Here is a 14,278-nt window from a genome sequence, read left to right as displayed (position 1 = left end):
CTCAACCCGCCCTCAACCGCGACAGGAACCGCGCAAACACCATCGATCCCTCAGGCCACGGACCGAAGCCTGCCTCGGCGTTGATGTGGCCCGCCGCGCCCGCGTCGATGAAAAGCGATCCCCAAGCGGCGGCGATGTCTTCCGCCACGTCGAAATCGCAGAACGCGTCGTTGCGGCTGGCGATCACAACTGAGGGAAAGGGCAGGGGGTCGCGCGGGTAGGGCCCGAACGTCATCAGATGCTTGGGACGGATGTTGGAGTTCGCCACGTCGGGCGGTGCCACGAAGAATGCGCCCACCACCGGCTTGCGAATCTCGGGAAGAGCGTGGATGGCGGTCGGGATGCCCAGCGAATGCGCGACCAGCACGACCGGTCTGTCGGCCGAATTGGCAGCCTCCGCTACGGCCGCCGTCCAGTCCTCGCGCACCGGCTTCGACCATTCCGCCTGTTCGACCCGCCGGGCCGTCGAGAGCTTGGCCTCCCAACGGCTTTGCCAATGGTCCGCTCCGGAATTGGTGTAGCCTGGAATGATGAGGATGTCGGCGTCCTTGGCTTTCATGGCCGCCCATGTAGCGACCCGCCTTTTCGGCTGCAAGCAGGATGCGCCGCGATCAGATATCAGCCTGCGTCGGTGGGCGGGTTCGGTGCTTCCGTGGTCTGCTCGACGATCTCGTCGAAGTATCCATCTGCGTAGAGAAACCCGCCGACCGCGAGACAAATTGCCAGCGCCCACACCACGTAGCGTGTGATGCCGGGCTGCTGCTCCTCGAAATCATGTTCGTACTTCGCCATCGCTGGCCTCCGTGGCCCCTCCGATGGCTGGAAACGCGGGCTTGCGCGTTCCGTTCCCCCGCGTCAGACAGCGCCGAAGACGCGGCGGAAAATCGTGTCCACGTGCTTGGTGTGATAGCCGAGATCGAATTTCTCGCGGATGACGTCCTCGGGAAGCGCGGCGCGCACGTCTTCGTCCGAGAGCAGTTCTTCGAGGAAGTCCTTGCCTTTTTCCCACACCTTCATCGCGTTGCGCTGGACGAGGCGGTATGAATCCTCGCGTGAAACGCCGGCCTGGGTCAGCGCCAGCAGCACCCGCTGCGAATGGACGAGTCCGCTGAACTTGTTCATGTTCTTCAGCATGTTGTCGGGATAGACGACGAGCTTCTCCACCACGTTGGTGAGCCGCGCCAGGGCGAAGTCGAGCGTGATGGTCGCGTCCGGCCCGATCATGCGCTCGACTGAGGAATGCGAGATGTCGCGCTCGTGCCAAAGCGCCACGTTTTCCATCGCCGGCAGGGCATACGAGCGCACCATGCGCGCGAGCCCCGTCAGGTTCTCCGTCAGCACGGGATTGCGCTTGTGGGGCATGGCGGAGGAGCCCTTCTGGCCCGGCGAAAAATACTCTTCCGCCTCGAGCACCTCGGTCCGCTGCAAGTGCCTTATCTCGATCGCCAGCCGCTCGATGGAAGACGCGACAACGCCGAGCGTGGCGAAGAACATGGCGTGGCGGTCGCGCGGCACGACCTGCGTGGAGACCGGCTCTGGCTTCAGCCCCATCTTCTCCGCGACGTGCTCCTCCACGCGCGGATCGATGTTGGCGAACGTGCCGACAGCGCCCGAGATCGCGCAGGTGGCGATCTCCTCGCGCGCCGCCACGAGGCGGGACCGGCAGCGGTCGAACTCGGCATAGGCCTGCGCCAGCTTCACGCCGAACGTGGTGGGTTCGGCATGGATGCCGTGCGAGCGGCCGATGGTGATCGTGTCCTTGTGTTCGAAGGCGCGCTCCTTAAGCGCCGCCAGAAGGCCGTCCACGTCGGAAAGCAGAAGGTCGGAAGCGCGCGCGAGCTGCACGTTGAAGCAGGTGTCGAGGACGTCCGACGAGGTCATGCCCTGGTGCACGAATCTGGCGTCGGGCCCCACGATCTCGGCGAGGTGCGTCAAGAAGGCGATGACGTCGTGCTTTGTCTCGCGTTCGATCTCGTCGATGCGCGCGACGTCGAACTCCGCGCTGCCTCCTTTCTCCCAGATCGTGCGGGCGGCTTCTTGCGGAATGATGCCGATTTCGGCAAGCGCGTCGCAGGCATGCGCCTCGATCTCGAACCAGATCCGGAACTTCGTCTCGGGAGACCAGAGAGCGACCATCTCGGGCCGCGAGTAGCGCGGGATCATGCGTTCATTCCCAGTTTTTCGGGCGGTACGCGCCGCTCTAGCAGACGATCGCGATGCGCTCAACGCGCCCGGGCGCCATACCACAGGGAAACGGCCAGCAGGGCCGGAAATCCGATCGGCAGGAACAGCCGGATGCCGAGGACGCAGAAATGGTAGACGGCCGCCGCCACCGTGAAGACCAGTTGATACGTCCACTCGACGGACAAGGCCGGGCCGTGCCATTCCGCATAGTAGGAACGGTAGTAGAGCCCGAAAAGCAGCGCCGTGGCGCCGATCGTGGCGGTAGCGAGCGCGACCAGATAGGTGGCGAACCGGGTCTCGGGCCGCCGCTTGCCGGCAACGAACCCCGCCGCCACGATCGCGGGCGCATAGGCGAGCACGCCGCCGAGGGCAAAGAGCACCGCGACGGATAAGATCGCCATGCCGTCTTGCCAATCGTAGCGCCAAACTGAGAACGCCGCGCTCGCTGCCATCAGGCCGCTCCAGACGATCGACTCGATGACCAGATGAAGGACCGCGGAGGTCCACGAACGGGGCGATGGCGGCACTGCGAACTCCGGAACTGCCGGCGCGGATATTCGACGTGCCCTCAAAGCCGGCCGGTGACCGCGATCCAGTGGTAATCCGGTCCTTCGAACCCGAAGCTCTCGATTGCGATCAACACGGCATAGGACGGCGCTCCGGCATCCGGATGGATGGTTTGGACGGCGCCGAGCCGATAGCCCAGAGGGCAGTTGCGGCTCTGCGGGATCGATTCGTCTTCATGCACGAGCGAAACGGACCCGTCCTGTCTGAGATCGACGCGGAGCAGCCGGAAACCCATTGTCGGGCCGAGGTTCTCGCACCCTTGCGCATCGAGATTGAACTCCTCCAGCCGGAACTCGATCGGGTCGTCGACCGGCGGGATGACCGGGCGCGGGTTTACATTCATCCGGAACGGATCGGCCGAAAGCTCGGTGATCGCGTTTGCGCCGGCCGTGTAGCCCCGGTTGGCCATGAGTTCGGCATCCGAGACGATGGATTGGCCGGGCGCCCGCGCCTGGGCGCGGGCATCGCGCAAGGTCGCACTTTCGTCCTGCAGTAGGATGCGGATCGGCGTGCCCGTCACGAAGCTGTCGGATGCGACGTCGACGTAGAACCGGTTGGCGTAGGGAAAGCCCGAGCCGTCCTGGATGCCGTACTCCTCGAAGGCGAAGATCGAGCCGTCGGAGCTGAAGCCGAGGATTTCCAGCTCCGATACATTCCCCGCATGCGCGGCTCCACCAGCGAGGATCGGGAAGAAGAAAAGCAGCGCGGTCAGCAGGCGTGTCATCGTCGATCTCCGGTTAGGGCGGTCGGTCCCAGGAAGGCGTTCTAAGCCTATCAGGATTCGCCGCGGCTTGCCCGCACGCGCTGCGACCATGCCGGCAACAAGTCGCCCTCGGTCGCGGTCGCGTCGTGGACGCCGCGGGCGATCGCGCGCGCCATGGTCGAAGCGGCGGCCGCGCAAATCTCTATCATCTCGTCGCCCTGTGGCGCCCTTTCTGCCGCACCGGTGGCAAGCGCGAAGACAAGGTCGCCGTCGGCCGGCGTGTGCGCGGGCCACAGCGCGCGGGCGAAACCGTCATGCGCGGCCATCGCCAGCCGCTTCGCCGCCGCTTTGGTCAGTGCCGCGTCCGTCGCGATCACCGCGATCGTGGTGTTAGCGGCCGGCGCATTGCCGTCGCGGAATTTCAACCGCACGTCCGCGGCGTCGATCGGCATGGGTGAAGGCAGCCCGAGACCGCCGAACTCGCCGTCGATCTCGAACGGCGCGGCCCAGAAGTTCGGCGTATCGGTGACAGTCGCCGATCCGACGGCGTTCACCGCAACCAGCGCCGCGACCGTGATGCCGTCCTTCGTCAGCGTCGAAGCAGTCCCCAGTCCGCCCTTCAGCCCGGCGGTGAGCGCGCCGTAGCCCGCCCCGGCCGAGCCGGTGGCGAATGCTTCCGCCGCGGCATCGGCCGCTTCGTAGCCGAGGTCGCGATAGGGCGGGTATCTGCCCCAGTCCTTGTTCCCGCCGTTCACCAGATCGAACAGGATGGCGGCCGGCACGATCGGTATGGACAGGCCGCGCACCTTGATTCCGACGCCTTTCTCGCGCAGCAACGCCTGCACCCCTGAAGCCGCATCCAGCCCGAAGGCGGAGCCGCCCGACAGAACGATCGCGTCCACCGTCTCGACCGCGTTGTGCGGCTCCAGCAGGTCGGTCTCCCGCGTGCCTGGCGCACCGCCGAGCACCTGCACCGCCGCAACCGTCGGCCGATCGCACAGCACGGCGGTAACACCTGAGCGCAGGACCGGATCGTGCGCGTTCGCAACGCGCAACCCTGCCACGTCGGTCAGGGCGTTACGCGGACCGGTCCGTTGCACCATTCTGTCCCTCACTCCACTGGTACGAATTCGTTGCCGCCATAGCTGAACAGCCTGTACGGGTTCCCCGTCCAGTCGCCTTTCGCGTCGAAACGAACGTCCCCCAGCGCACTGGAAAAAGTTCCGCCCGCGAGCGATCCGGCGATCGTCGCGTCGGATTCTTCCGCCGCGGCCATTGCCGCCAGCGCGATCTCGACCGCCGCGTAGGTGGGCACGACGTAGCCCTCCGGTTCAACGCCTGCGGCGCGGAGCTTCGCCACCACTTGCGCGTCTGCGGTGTCGGCCCAGTCGGGCAGCCCGATCATCAGCGTTCCGGGCACGAGGTCGACCTCGTCGCGCGCCGCCCGCAGCGCCTCGCCGCCGGCGATCACGAGGTCGTAGCCGAGTTCGGCCGCGTCCCGGCCGAGGATGGCGATGTCGGCCCGGTCGCCGCCGGCAAAGACATGCGTCGCGCCGGCCTTGCGCAGCCGGCCAGCCAGCGCGATCTGGTTTTCGAGCTGCGGGCGGAACGTGTCGGTGAACACCGGTTTCAGCCCGGACTGCTCGGCGGCGAGGCGGAATCCCTCCGCCAGTTCGCGCCCGTAGATCGTGCCGTCGTCGATCACCGCGAACAGCTCGTCGCGCCAGCGGTCGGTCAGGATCCTCGAGACCGCCGCCAGTTCCTCGTCGGTGCGGGGCGCGAGCCGAAAGACCGACCAGCCGGTCTTTTCCTTCCGGTCGGTCAGGCTGTCGACCCGAACCCCAGTCGTGATCACCGGGATCCCGGCCTCGGCCAGAATCGGCATCGCCGCCTCGATCGCTTCGACGCACAGGAACCCGGTAACGGCCGCCACCTTGGCCTCGACGAAATGCCGCGCGGCGGCGGTGCCGCCCTCGGCCGTGCATTCGGTGTCACGGACGTCGAGTTCGTTATCGCCGCCTGCCGCCTCGATCGCGGCTGCCGCACCGGCGCGCATCTGTTCGCCCAGCAGTGCCGCGGTGTCCGACAGCGGGGCCGCAAGGCCGAGCGTTTCAGCCGAGGCGGAGCCGGTAGACAGGCCGATCAGAAGAAGTGCCGGAAGGATGTGCTTGGACATCGGGTGGTTTTTTCGTTCTCGCCCAGCGTGTCAGCAACGCTGGTAAAGAAGGTTCGGCGGCGATGCAATGCGGCTCGGCGGCCCGGCTTGTGGCTTTGCCGCATAACCCTATATTGGCGCTCATGCCCCACGCCTTCCCCGAAAGCCCTGCCTCGTGTTGAAGAAGAGCCAGATCGAGCCCGGCCACTACCGCGACGCCATGGCGAATTTCGCCGGTGCGGTTCACATCGTGACCACGGACGGTGCCGCCGGAAGGCGCGGCGCGACCGTCATCGCCGCCTGTTCCGTCTCCGACAATCCGCCGACGATCCTCGTCTGCCTCAACCGGGAGAATGAGGATAACGACCGCTTCCGCGACAACGGCGTCTTCGCGCTGAACACGCTCGGCGCCAGGCACGAGCCCCTGGCGTCCGATTTTTCCGGCCTCACCGGCAAATCCCAGGCCGAACGGTTCGAGAGCGGCGGCTGGGAAAAGATCGCCACCGGCGCTCCGACGCTCCCCGACGCGCTCGCGGTGTTCGATTGCGAACTCGTCGAGGCCAAGGACTTCGCCACCCACCGTGTGCTCTTCGGGCGGGTGAGGGCGCTCCATGTCGGCGACGATTCGCGCCCGCTCCTCTATCATCGCCGCTCCTATCATGTGCTTTAGCGGCCCGCCCTTCATGGAGATTTCATGAGCAGTCCGGACAGCCACCCGCTTCCGCAGTCGATCGACGAGACCATGGCGCTTCTCGAAGGTGCCGACTATGTCGCCGATCGCGCACTGGCGACCGTGCTGTTCCTCAGCCTGCGCATGAAGCGGCCGCTGTTCCTCGAAGGCGAAGCCGGCGTCGGCAAGACGGAGATCGCCAAGGTGCTGGCCAGCGCCCTCGGACGCCGGCTCATCCGCCTCCAGTGCTACGAAGGACTGGATGTTTCCTCGGCCGTCTACGAGTGGAACTATGCCGCCCAGATGATCGAGATCCGCATGGACGAGGCCGCCGGCCAGACCGACCGCGACCTCATGGAGAAGAACGTCTTCTCCGAAAAATACCTGATCCGGCGGCCGATCCTCGACGCGCTGTCGGGCACGGGCGGCCGCGCGCCGGTGCTTCTCATCGACGAACTCGACCGCACCGACGAGGCGTTCGAGGCGTTCCTGCTGGAAATCCTGTCGGACTACCAGGTCACGGTTCCGGAGATCGGGACGATCAAGGCGGAGGAGCCGCCCATCGTCGTCATCACCACCAACCGCACCCGCGAGATCCACGATGCGCTGAAGCGGCGCTGCCTCTATCACTGGGTCGACTATCCGGACGCAGCACGCGAACTGGAGATCGTCCACCGCAAGGTGCCCGGCGCCAACCGCAAGCTTTCCGCCGAACTCGTGCGCTTCATCCAGAAGCTGCGCGAGCTCGATCTCTTCAAGTCTCCGGGCGTCGCCGAGACGATCGACTGGGCAAGCGCGCTGACCGAACTCGACAAGATCGCGCTCGATCCCGAGACGGTCTCCGACACGATCGGCGTCCTGCTGAAGTACCAGGACGACATCGCCCGCATCGAGCAGGGCGAGGGCCGGCGGCTCCTGAAGGAAGTTCAGGCCGAGATGTCCGCTGCGGGATAGGGCGATGCGCGGCTACTCTTCCCCGTGCCTCAGCAGTTGGTCGAGTTCGTCCGGCTCAATCTGTTTCAGCCGCTCCCCGAATTCGCGGTCGTACTTGCGGTCGTTCGGTTCCACACCCTTTTGCGATTTCCGGCCATATTTCTTCGCGAAGAGCTGGGCATCCGCCGCCCTCAGCTCTCTTTTCTCGTCCTGGTTCAGTCGACGACGCCTTGGCGGTTCGACAGCTCTTGTCAATGCCGGACACCTCCAATGACGACCAGGCCGGATAATATCACGGTACGGAATGCCGCCAAGCCCGACGGCCGGCTCGCCGACAACATCGTCTATTTCGCCCGCGCGCTACGCAAGGCGGGCATGCGGGTCGGGCCGGCTGCGGTGAAGGATGCCATCGAGGCGGTGCTGGCCGCCGGCATCGGAACCCGCGACGACTTCTACTGGGTGCTGCATTCGGTGCTGGTGACGCGCCGCGAGGACCATGCCACCTTCGACGAGGCTTTCCGCCTCTACTGGAAATCGCGCGAGCTGGTGGAAAAGATGCTCGCCATGTTCTCGCCCGTCGCGCCGGACACACGCGAGCGCCAGAAGCCGCGCGCGGCCGAGAGCCGCGTGGCGGACGCCATGTTCGAAGGGCACGAGAACAAGAAGAAACCCCAGGAAATCCCCGAGGTCGAGGTCGACGCCCGCTTCACCTTCTCCGGCAGCGAGGTGCTGCGCGGCAAGGATTTCGCTCAGATGACTGCGCGCGAGATTTCCGATGCCAAGCGCGAGATTGCCAACCTGCGCCTGCCGTTCGATCTCGTGAAAACCCGTCGCTACAAGTCCGACCCGCGCGGCCGGCGCACCGACGCGCGCGCCATGCTGCGCACCGGCCTGCGGACGGGCGGCGACCTGATCCTGCCGAAGTTTCGCTCTCAACGCGAAATCCATCCGCCGCTGGTGGTGCTTGCCGACATCTCCGGCTCGATGAGCCAGTACACCCGCATCTTCCTGCATTTCCTGCACGCGCTGACGGAGAAGCGCCGCCGCGTGCACACCTTCGTCTTCGGCACGCGGCTGACCAACCTGACGCGCCAGATGCGTCACCGCGATCCGGACGAGGCGCTGGCGGATTGCTCGCTCGCCGTGCGCGACTGGTCCGGTGGGACGCGGATCGGCCAGACGCTGCACGAGTTCAACCGGGTCTGGTCGCGCCGCGTGCTGAGCCAGGGCGCCGTGGTGCTCCTCATCACAGACGGCTTGGAACGCGACGACGTCGCCATGCTGGAGACGGAGATCGACCGCCTGCACAAGTCGTGCCGCCGGCTGATTTGGCTCAATCCGCTGCTGAGGTTCGACGGCTTCGAGCCGAAGGCGAGGGGAGTGCGCACCATGCTGCCGCACGTCGACGAGTTCCGCCCCGTGCATACGCTGAACGCGCTGGAGGACCTGTGCGCCTCGCTGTCGCAGACCCGCTCCCGCGATGCTGATCCGCGGCGCTATCTCTCGCTGCTTGGCAATCGGCAAGCGGCGTGACCATATCTTGTCGGGGAGAACCGCCATGGACCATTCCGCAGCATTCGACGAAACCATCGACCCGCTGACCGTTGCCGAGACCTGGAAAAACGAGGGCCGCGACGTGGCCATCGCCACCGTGGTCGAGACCTGGGGCTCGGCGCCGCGCCCGGTCGGCAGCCATCTCGTCATTGATGCCGAAGGCAACTTCCAGGGCTCCGTCTCGGGCGGGTGCGTGGAAGGCGCGGTGGTCGCCGAGGCCATCGACATCCTCGAAAGCGGCAAGCCGCGCATGCTGGAATTCGGCGTGGCCGACGAGACGGCCTGGCAGGTGGGCCTGTCCTGCGGCGGCCGGATCAGCGTCTACGTCGAGCGGCTGGGCTGACGGGAGACGCCGATGGATCCGAAGTCTCTGAAGGAGATCAACGAGGCCCGCCGCGCACGCCGCGCCGTCATCTTGGTCACTGACCTGACTGACGGAAGCGACCGTGTGGTGCGCGAGAACGATCGCGTTTCCGGCGGCCTCGCCGAGCCGGTCGCGAAAGCCTTCCGGTCCGGCAAGTCCGGCACGGTCGAGTCGGACGGCCGCAAGCATTTCCTCAACGTTCATCTGCCGCCGCCACGGCTGGTGGTTATCGGCGCGGTCCACATCAGCCAGGCGCTCGCTCCGATGGCCCGGATCGCGGGCTACGACATCGAGATCATCGACCCGCGCACCGCCTTCGCCACACCCGACCGTTTCCCCGACGTCCCGCTGCACGCCGACTGGCCCGAAACCGTGCTCAAGGACCGGCCCTTCGATCCCTACACCGCTGTCGCCGCCGTCACCCACGATCCCAAGATCGACGACATCCCGCTCAAGGCTGCGCTCGATGCCGGCTGCTTCTATGTCGGCGCGCTCGGCAGCCGCAAGACGCACGGCAAGCGCGTCGAGCGGCTGATGGCCATGGGCCTCGCGCGCGAGGCGATCGAGCGCATCCAGGCGCCTATCGGGCTCGACATCGGCGCGGCGAGCCCCGCCGAGATCGCCGTCGCGGTGCTGGCGCAGGTGATCGCCGCCTTCCGCTCGCGCGGGCTGGCGGAAGAGGAAAAGAGCCGCGCCGCATGAGGTTCGGTCCCGTTGCGATCGAAAATGCGCAGGGCGCGATACTCGCCCATGCGACCGCGCTGCGCGGCCGCCGGCTGAAGAAGGGCCACCGACTCACCGCCGAGGATGTTTCCGCGCTGACCGAAGCCGGGCACGACCGGGTGGTCGCCGCCGTTCTCGATCCGAGCGATCTCGGCGAGGACGATGCCGCGCGCCGCATCGCCGCCGCTCTGAAAACATGTTCCATCGAGGTGAAGCCGCCGGCTACCGGCCGGGTGAACCTGCACGCGGAGGCCGCGGGGGTCTTCACCGTCGACCGCGCGCTCATCGACGCCATCAATGCGGTCGATCCCTCCATCACCATCGCCACGGTCGCCGGGCATTCCGCCGTTGAGGCCGACCAGATGGTCGCGACGGTGAAGATCATCCCCTTCGCCGTCGCCGGCGAACTCGTGGAACGCGTTGTCGCCTTGTGCGCCGGTGACGAGGCCTTCGCCGTCGATCCCTACGTCCCTAAGCGAGTCGGCCTCATCCAGACGACGCTTCCGGGCACCAAGGCGAGCGTCCTCGACAAGACGACGCGCATCACGAGCGACAGGCTCCAGCGCCTGAAAGGCACGCTGCTCGGCGAACGCCGCACCGCGCACGAAGAGGTCGACCTTGCAGCCGCGATCACCGAAGCCGCGGCATCGGCCGACATCGTCCTGATCTTCGGGGCCTCCGCCGTCAGCGACATCGACGACATCATCCCCGCCGCGATACGGCGCGCGGGTGGCACGGTCGAGCGCTTCGGCATGCCCGTTGATCCGGGGAACCTGTTGGTACTGGGCCGCGTCGGCGAGGTCCACGTGCTGGGCGCGCCGGGCTGCGCGCGCAGTCCCAAGACCAACGGTTTCGACTGGGTGCTGGAGCGCATCGTGGCGGGCATCCCGGTGGGCTCCGGCGATATCGCGCGCATGGGCGTTGGCGGGCTTCTGATGGAAATCCCGACCCGCCCGCAGCCGCGCGAGAAGATCGCACCCGCGCCACGTCCCAGCGTTTGCGCCGTCATACTGGCGGCCGGCCGATCGAGCCGCATGGGCGGACCCAACAAGCTGCTGGCGGGCTTCCAGGGCGACCCGCTCATTCGCCGCACCGCAAGCCGTGTCACGGCGAGCCGGGCCATATCCACCCTTGTCGTGCTCGGGCATCAAGCGGAGCGGGTCTCGAAAACACTGGAAGGCCTCCAGGTCGACACCGTCGAAAACCCCGATTTTGCCTCCGGCCTGTCCTCCTCGCTGAAAGCCGGCATTCGCGCCGTCCCGGCCGACGCCCAGGGCGCACTCATCGTGCTCGGCGACATGCCCGAGGTGACGACGGCCGACCTCGACCGCATGATCGCGGCCTTCGAAAATTCCGGCGGCACCGCGATCGTGCGCGCCACCCACAACGGCAAGCGCGGCAACCCCGTCATCCTGCCGCGCAGCCTCTTCCCCGTGGTCGAGAGCCTCGAGGGCGACACCGGCGCCCGCCACATCGTGGAAGGCGGCGCGGCCGACGTCGTCGACGTCGAGATCGGCAAGGGCGCCTTCGTCGACGTCGACACACCCGAAGCGATGCACGAAGCCGGTGGGGTTCTCCAGGACTGACCTTGCCTTGACCGCCGCGCGGCGTCTATTCAGCGGCGATGATGTCTTCTCGGACTTTCCTTTGTACGGCAGCCGCTCTCCTCATGGCTACTATCGCCGCGTCGGCGGCGAGCCTGCAGCTTAAGTCCTTCAAGGACGATCTTTTCGCCTATCCGGCCCTCCTGTCCTCCTCCGACAACGGCGCCTACCGGGTGGTGGACTATCGTGAGATGCGCGACATCAACCAGCGCGACGAGATCCCCGAACGCCGCGCCCATGGCCGCTACGTCGCGCTGGGCGTGCGGCGCCAGCAGCAGGATCTGTCGCTCGACGGCATTCCCAATGTGGCCGTCGGCGAGACCTCGGGCGCGAGAGTCATTACCGTCTACCTTCACGGGCAGGGCGGCAGCCGCAAGCAGGGCGTCGACGACTTCACCTTTGGCGGCAATTTCAACCGCATCAAGAATTTGATGGCTGAAAACGGCGGGCTCTACCTCTCGCCGGATTTCCCCGATTTCGGCGAGGCCGGCGTCGACACGGTGGCGACACTAATCGGCCACTATGCGGAACGCTCGCCCGGTGCGCCGGTCTTCGTCGCCTGCGGATCGATGGGCGGCGCGCTCTGCTATCGGCTGGCCGACGACCCCAGCATCGTCCCGCGCCTCGGCGGCCTGCTTCTGCTCGGCTCGATGTGGAACGACGGCTTCGTGAAGAGCGCCGCCTTCAAGGCGCGCGTCCCGCTGTTCCTGGGGCAGGGGAGCCGCGACACCGTGTTCCCCGTGGCGAGCCAGGAGGCCTTCTTTCGCTCCGTCCTCGCCGCCGCGCCGAACTATCCCGTGCGCATGGTCCGCTTCGAGACCGGCACGCATGGCACCCCGATCCGCATGACCGACTGGCGCGAGACGCTGAACTGGATGCTGTCGGTCCGCTGAACCGGATCACCTCGAAGAAAGACGCAATATGACCGGCTACATCGACCCCACGCGCGAAAAGTTCGGCGAGTTCCGCGGGCTCGCGGAGGAAGGTCCGATCCATATGCTCAACCTGGTTCGTCTGCGCGACGCGGCTGCGTATCCGGACGCGCGCAAGGCGACCGGCGCGGAGGCTTATGCCGCTTATGGTCGCGAGAGCGGCCCGGTCTTTCGTCGCGTCGGCGGCCGTATCGCTTGGGTTGGCGACTTCCGGCTGATGCTGATCGGTCCACAGGAGGAGAGTTGGGACCACTGCTTCATCGCCGAATACCCGTCGGGCGCCGCCTTCGTCGAGATGGTCAAGGATCCCGAGTACCAGAAGGCGGTGGTTCACCGCCAGGCCGCCGTTCTGGATTCGCGCCTCATTCGCCTCGCGCCGAAGAAGGTCGGCGCCGGGTTCGGCGAATAGACGTCCTCAGGGCGCGGTGTAGTAGTCCAGCACCGTCTGCGGATTGATCTCGCCGTCATAGGTGGCGTCGACCTCGTAGCGCACCAGCGTGAAGCTGCCGTCGCGGAAGAGCCACAGGCCCGAGGATGAGGCATCGCCCACGCCGCGCCACTTCGAGTGCGACGAGATCGTGTGCTCCTCGGGCGAATAGAACGAGTTCACCAGCTGGTCCTCCACCGTGTAGCCGACGATCCGAACGTCTTCGACGGGACTTTCGGAATCGTCGTCGTTCTCGCGGCGGATCTGCAAGTCCGGTTCGGCGAACTGCAGCTGGCGCAGTCCGTCGAGCTCGGTCGAGATGTAATAGACGTGGCTCTCGTTGTAGGCGCCCATGCCGCAGAAGAAGCGAAAGAGATGCGCCTGCCGCGCCGGCTCCTCGGGTCCGTCATAGGTCGCGTGGTAGCTGATCGTGTGGACTTCGGGCTCCTTCTGCGACGCGTCGCCACCGGCGCCCCAGCCGCAGATGTCGGAATAGGCGGTCTCGAAGAGTTCTTTCGCCCGGCGCAGAAGCACCTTCTGCTCCGAGGGCACGGGCGCGTCGCCGCACTGCGCCGGCACGGCGTCCTCCAGCGGTTCCTGCGCTTTGGAGAACGACCAGTCGGAAATGTGCAGGGGCTGGAACGGGACCCCCTGGATCTGGGGGCTGGCGAGCCTCGCCGTGTAGCAGCCGGAAAACACCTGTTCGCTGCCGTCCGTGTTGGTGGCGCGGATCGCGATGGGCACGTTGAAGAACCGGCTGCCGGCCGCTCCTTCCTCGCCGACGGGGCCAGTGACGAGTTCGACCCGCTCGGTCTCGACATAACCATCGGAGAACGCGTCGAAATCGGCGGCGGGTTTCTTCTCGCCGTAGTAGTCCCAGGCGCGGGCAAATTCCCGCCTGTTGACGGCGTTGTAGTAGGATTCGATCAGCGCCTCGGCGTCCGACCGGTCGTCCTGGTAGGGGAGGTCCTGTCCCAGAGCGGCCGGTGCATGAAGGATAGATGCGCCAAGCGCAAGCAATGCGAGAGAGCGAATCGACATGGCGGACCTCCGTTTGAAGGTCCCAGCCTATGCCGGGTTTGCGGCGCGTCTGTGAAGCCCCCGACGTTCAAGCGCCGGAAAGCGGTCTCCCGCGCGGATCGTGTCGCCCCGCTCGGTTGGCTCAGCGCGACGCCATCCGCCGTGCGATCCGCGGAAAATCCGCCGGCTTGATGCCGATGTCCGCGCGCTCGGCATTGCTCATGCCGTTGAGCAGGACCATGGCGCTGCGATAGCGCTGCTCCTCGGCTGGCCGCGGGCGGGAAAAAAGTTCGGTAAGGAAACCCATGGAAAAACTCCTGTTCGGCTCTCCTCCCGCAGAACTACATAATGGTGATTCGTGACGCTTTTGTGCACTGCAACATAACGCATGGCTGCCATGCGTGCTGCCGGCTCGTTTCGAGCCAACCCTTCGTCTTCGATG

General features: G+C 66.4%; 17 protein-coding genes. 8 read left to right on the top strand and 9 right to left on the bottom strand.

Annotated elements, in window-relative coordinates; translation table 11 throughout:
* Position 1: 1 nt before the first annotated feature.
* The 7 genes from BSQ44_RS14225 to BSQ44_RS14200 form a co-directional block, all read right to left on the bottom strand.
* Positions 2–559 (bottom strand): RBBP9/YdeN family alpha/beta hydrolase, encoded by a 558-nt coding sequence (locus tag BSQ44_RS14225; RefSeq protein WP_072605287.1) that lies wholly within the window; start codon positions 557–559, stop codon positions 2–4.
* 59 nt (positions 560–618) lie between these two features.
* The gene (locus BSQ44_RS26890) at positions 619–792 is read right to left on the bottom strand and encodes a hypothetical protein (RefSeq protein WP_157894598.1); all 174 of its coding nucleotides are present in this window, start codon (positions 790–792) and stop codon (positions 619–621) included.
* 63 nt (positions 793–855) lie between these two features.
* The gene (gene purB, locus BSQ44_RS14220; protein ID WP_072605285.1) at positions 856–2,163 is read right to left on the bottom strand and encodes an adenylosuccinate lyase; all 1,308 of its coding nucleotides are present in this window, start codon (positions 2,161–2,163) and stop codon (positions 856–858) included.
* A gap of 59 nt (positions 2,164–2,222) precedes the next feature.
* On the bottom strand, positions 2,223–2,711 hold the full coding sequence (locus tag BSQ44_RS14215) for a hypothetical protein (RefSeq protein ID WP_072605282.1): 489 nt from the start codon (positions 2,709–2,711) through the stop codon (positions 2,223–2,225).
* 41 nt (positions 2,712–2,752) lie between these two features.
* Positions 2,753–3,475: a DUF2259 domain-containing protein gene (locus tag BSQ44_RS14210; protein ID WP_072605280.1), complete on the bottom strand. Its 723-nt coding sequence runs from the start codon at positions 3,473–3,475 to the stop codon at positions 2,753–2,755.
* Between the two features lie 50 nt (positions 3,476–3,525).
* Positions 3,526–4,554, bottom strand: a complete 1,029-nt coding sequence (locus BSQ44_RS14205; protein ID WP_072608066.1) for a P1 family peptidase — start codon at positions 4,552–4,554, stop codon at positions 3,526–3,528.
* An 11-nt stretch (positions 4,555–4,565) separates the two neighbouring features.
* Positions 4,566–5,630 carry a branched-chain amino acid ABC transporter substrate-binding protein gene (locus BSQ44_RS14200; protein ID WP_072605277.1) on the bottom strand — a complete coding sequence of 355 codons (1,065 nt, stop codon included), beginning with the start codon at positions 5,628–5,630 and terminating at the stop codon, positions 4,566–4,568.
* A gap of 154 nt (positions 5,631–5,784) precedes the next feature.
* Here BSQ44_RS14200 and BSQ44_RS14195 point away from each other — a divergent pair, with 154 nt between their 5' ends.
* The 8 genes from BSQ44_RS14195 (at position 5,785) to BSQ44_RS14155 (ending at position 12,798) form a co-directional block, all read left to right on the top strand.
* Entirely contained in the window at positions 5,785–6,279 is a 495-nt protein-coding gene (locus tag BSQ44_RS14195; RefSeq protein WP_072605275.1) for a flavin reductase, read from the top strand.
* Positions 6,280–6,303: 24 nt separating this feature from the next.
* Positions 6,304–7,233, top strand: a complete 930-nt coding sequence (locus tag BSQ44_RS14190; RefSeq protein ID WP_072605273.1) for an AAA family ATPase — start codon at positions 6,304–6,306, stop codon at positions 7,231–7,233.
* A 249-nt stretch (positions 7,234–7,482) separates the two neighbouring features.
* Positions 7,483–8,745, top strand: a complete 1,263-nt coding sequence (locus BSQ44_RS14180) for a vWA domain-containing protein (RefSeq protein WP_072605271.1) — start codon at positions 7,483–7,485, stop codon at positions 8,743–8,745.
* Positions 8,746–8,770: 25 nt separating this feature from the next.
* Positions 8,771–9,109 carry an XdhC family protein gene (locus BSQ44_RS14175; RefSeq protein WP_072605268.1) on the top strand — a complete coding sequence of 113 codons (339 nt, stop codon included), beginning with the start codon at positions 8,771–8,773 and terminating at the stop codon, positions 9,107–9,109.
* Between the two features lie 12 nt (positions 9,110–9,121).
* Positions 9,122–9,832 carry an XdhC family protein gene (locus BSQ44_RS14170; RefSeq protein ID WP_072605266.1) on the top strand — a complete coding sequence of 237 codons (711 nt, stop codon included), beginning with the start codon at positions 9,122–9,124 and terminating at the stop codon, positions 9,830–9,832.
* The gene (locus BSQ44_RS14165; RefSeq protein WP_072605263.1) at positions 9,829–11,439 is read left to right on the top strand and encodes an NTP transferase domain-containing protein; all 1,611 of its coding nucleotides are present in this window, start codon (positions 9,829–9,831) and stop codon (positions 11,437–11,439) included. The genes BSQ44_RS14170 and BSQ44_RS14165 overlap by 4 nt, the downstream gene beginning before the upstream one ends.
* A gap of 83 nt (positions 11,440–11,522) precedes the next feature.
* Complete coding sequence (locus tag BSQ44_RS14160; protein ID WP_335622598.1) at positions 11,523–12,350, top strand: alpha/beta fold hydrolase; 828 nt, start codon at positions 11,523–11,525, stop codon at positions 12,348–12,350.
* A gap of 28 nt (positions 12,351–12,378) precedes the next feature.
* Positions 12,379–12,798 carry a DUF1330 domain-containing protein gene (locus BSQ44_RS14155; RefSeq protein WP_072605259.1) on the top strand — a complete coding sequence of 140 codons (420 nt, stop codon included), beginning with the start codon at positions 12,379–12,381 and terminating at the stop codon, positions 12,796–12,798.
* Positions 12,799–12,804: 6 nt separating this feature from the next.
* Here the strand turns inward: BSQ44_RS14155 and BSQ44_RS14150 are convergent, their stop codons facing one another.
* Positions 12,805–13,857, bottom strand: coding sequence for a DUF1176 domain-containing protein (locus BSQ44_RS14150; RefSeq protein WP_072605257.1), 1,053 nt, complete (start codon positions 13,855–13,857; stop codon positions 12,805–12,807).
* A 121-nt stretch (positions 13,858–13,978) separates the two neighbouring features.
* Positions 13,979–14,143, bottom strand: a complete 165-nt coding sequence (locus BSQ44_RS27220; protein WP_169858329.1) for a hypothetical protein — start codon at positions 14,141–14,143, stop codon at positions 13,979–13,981.
* Between the last annotated feature and the right edge of the window lie 135 nt (positions 14,144–14,278).

The organism is Aquibium oceanicum (assembly GCF_001889605.1).
GTDB classification, from domain to species: Bacteria; Pseudomonadota; Alphaproteobacteria; order Rhizobiales; family Rhizobiaceae; genus Aquibium; species Aquibium oceanicum.
This window is presented reverse-complemented; position numbering and strand designations above follow the sequence as displayed.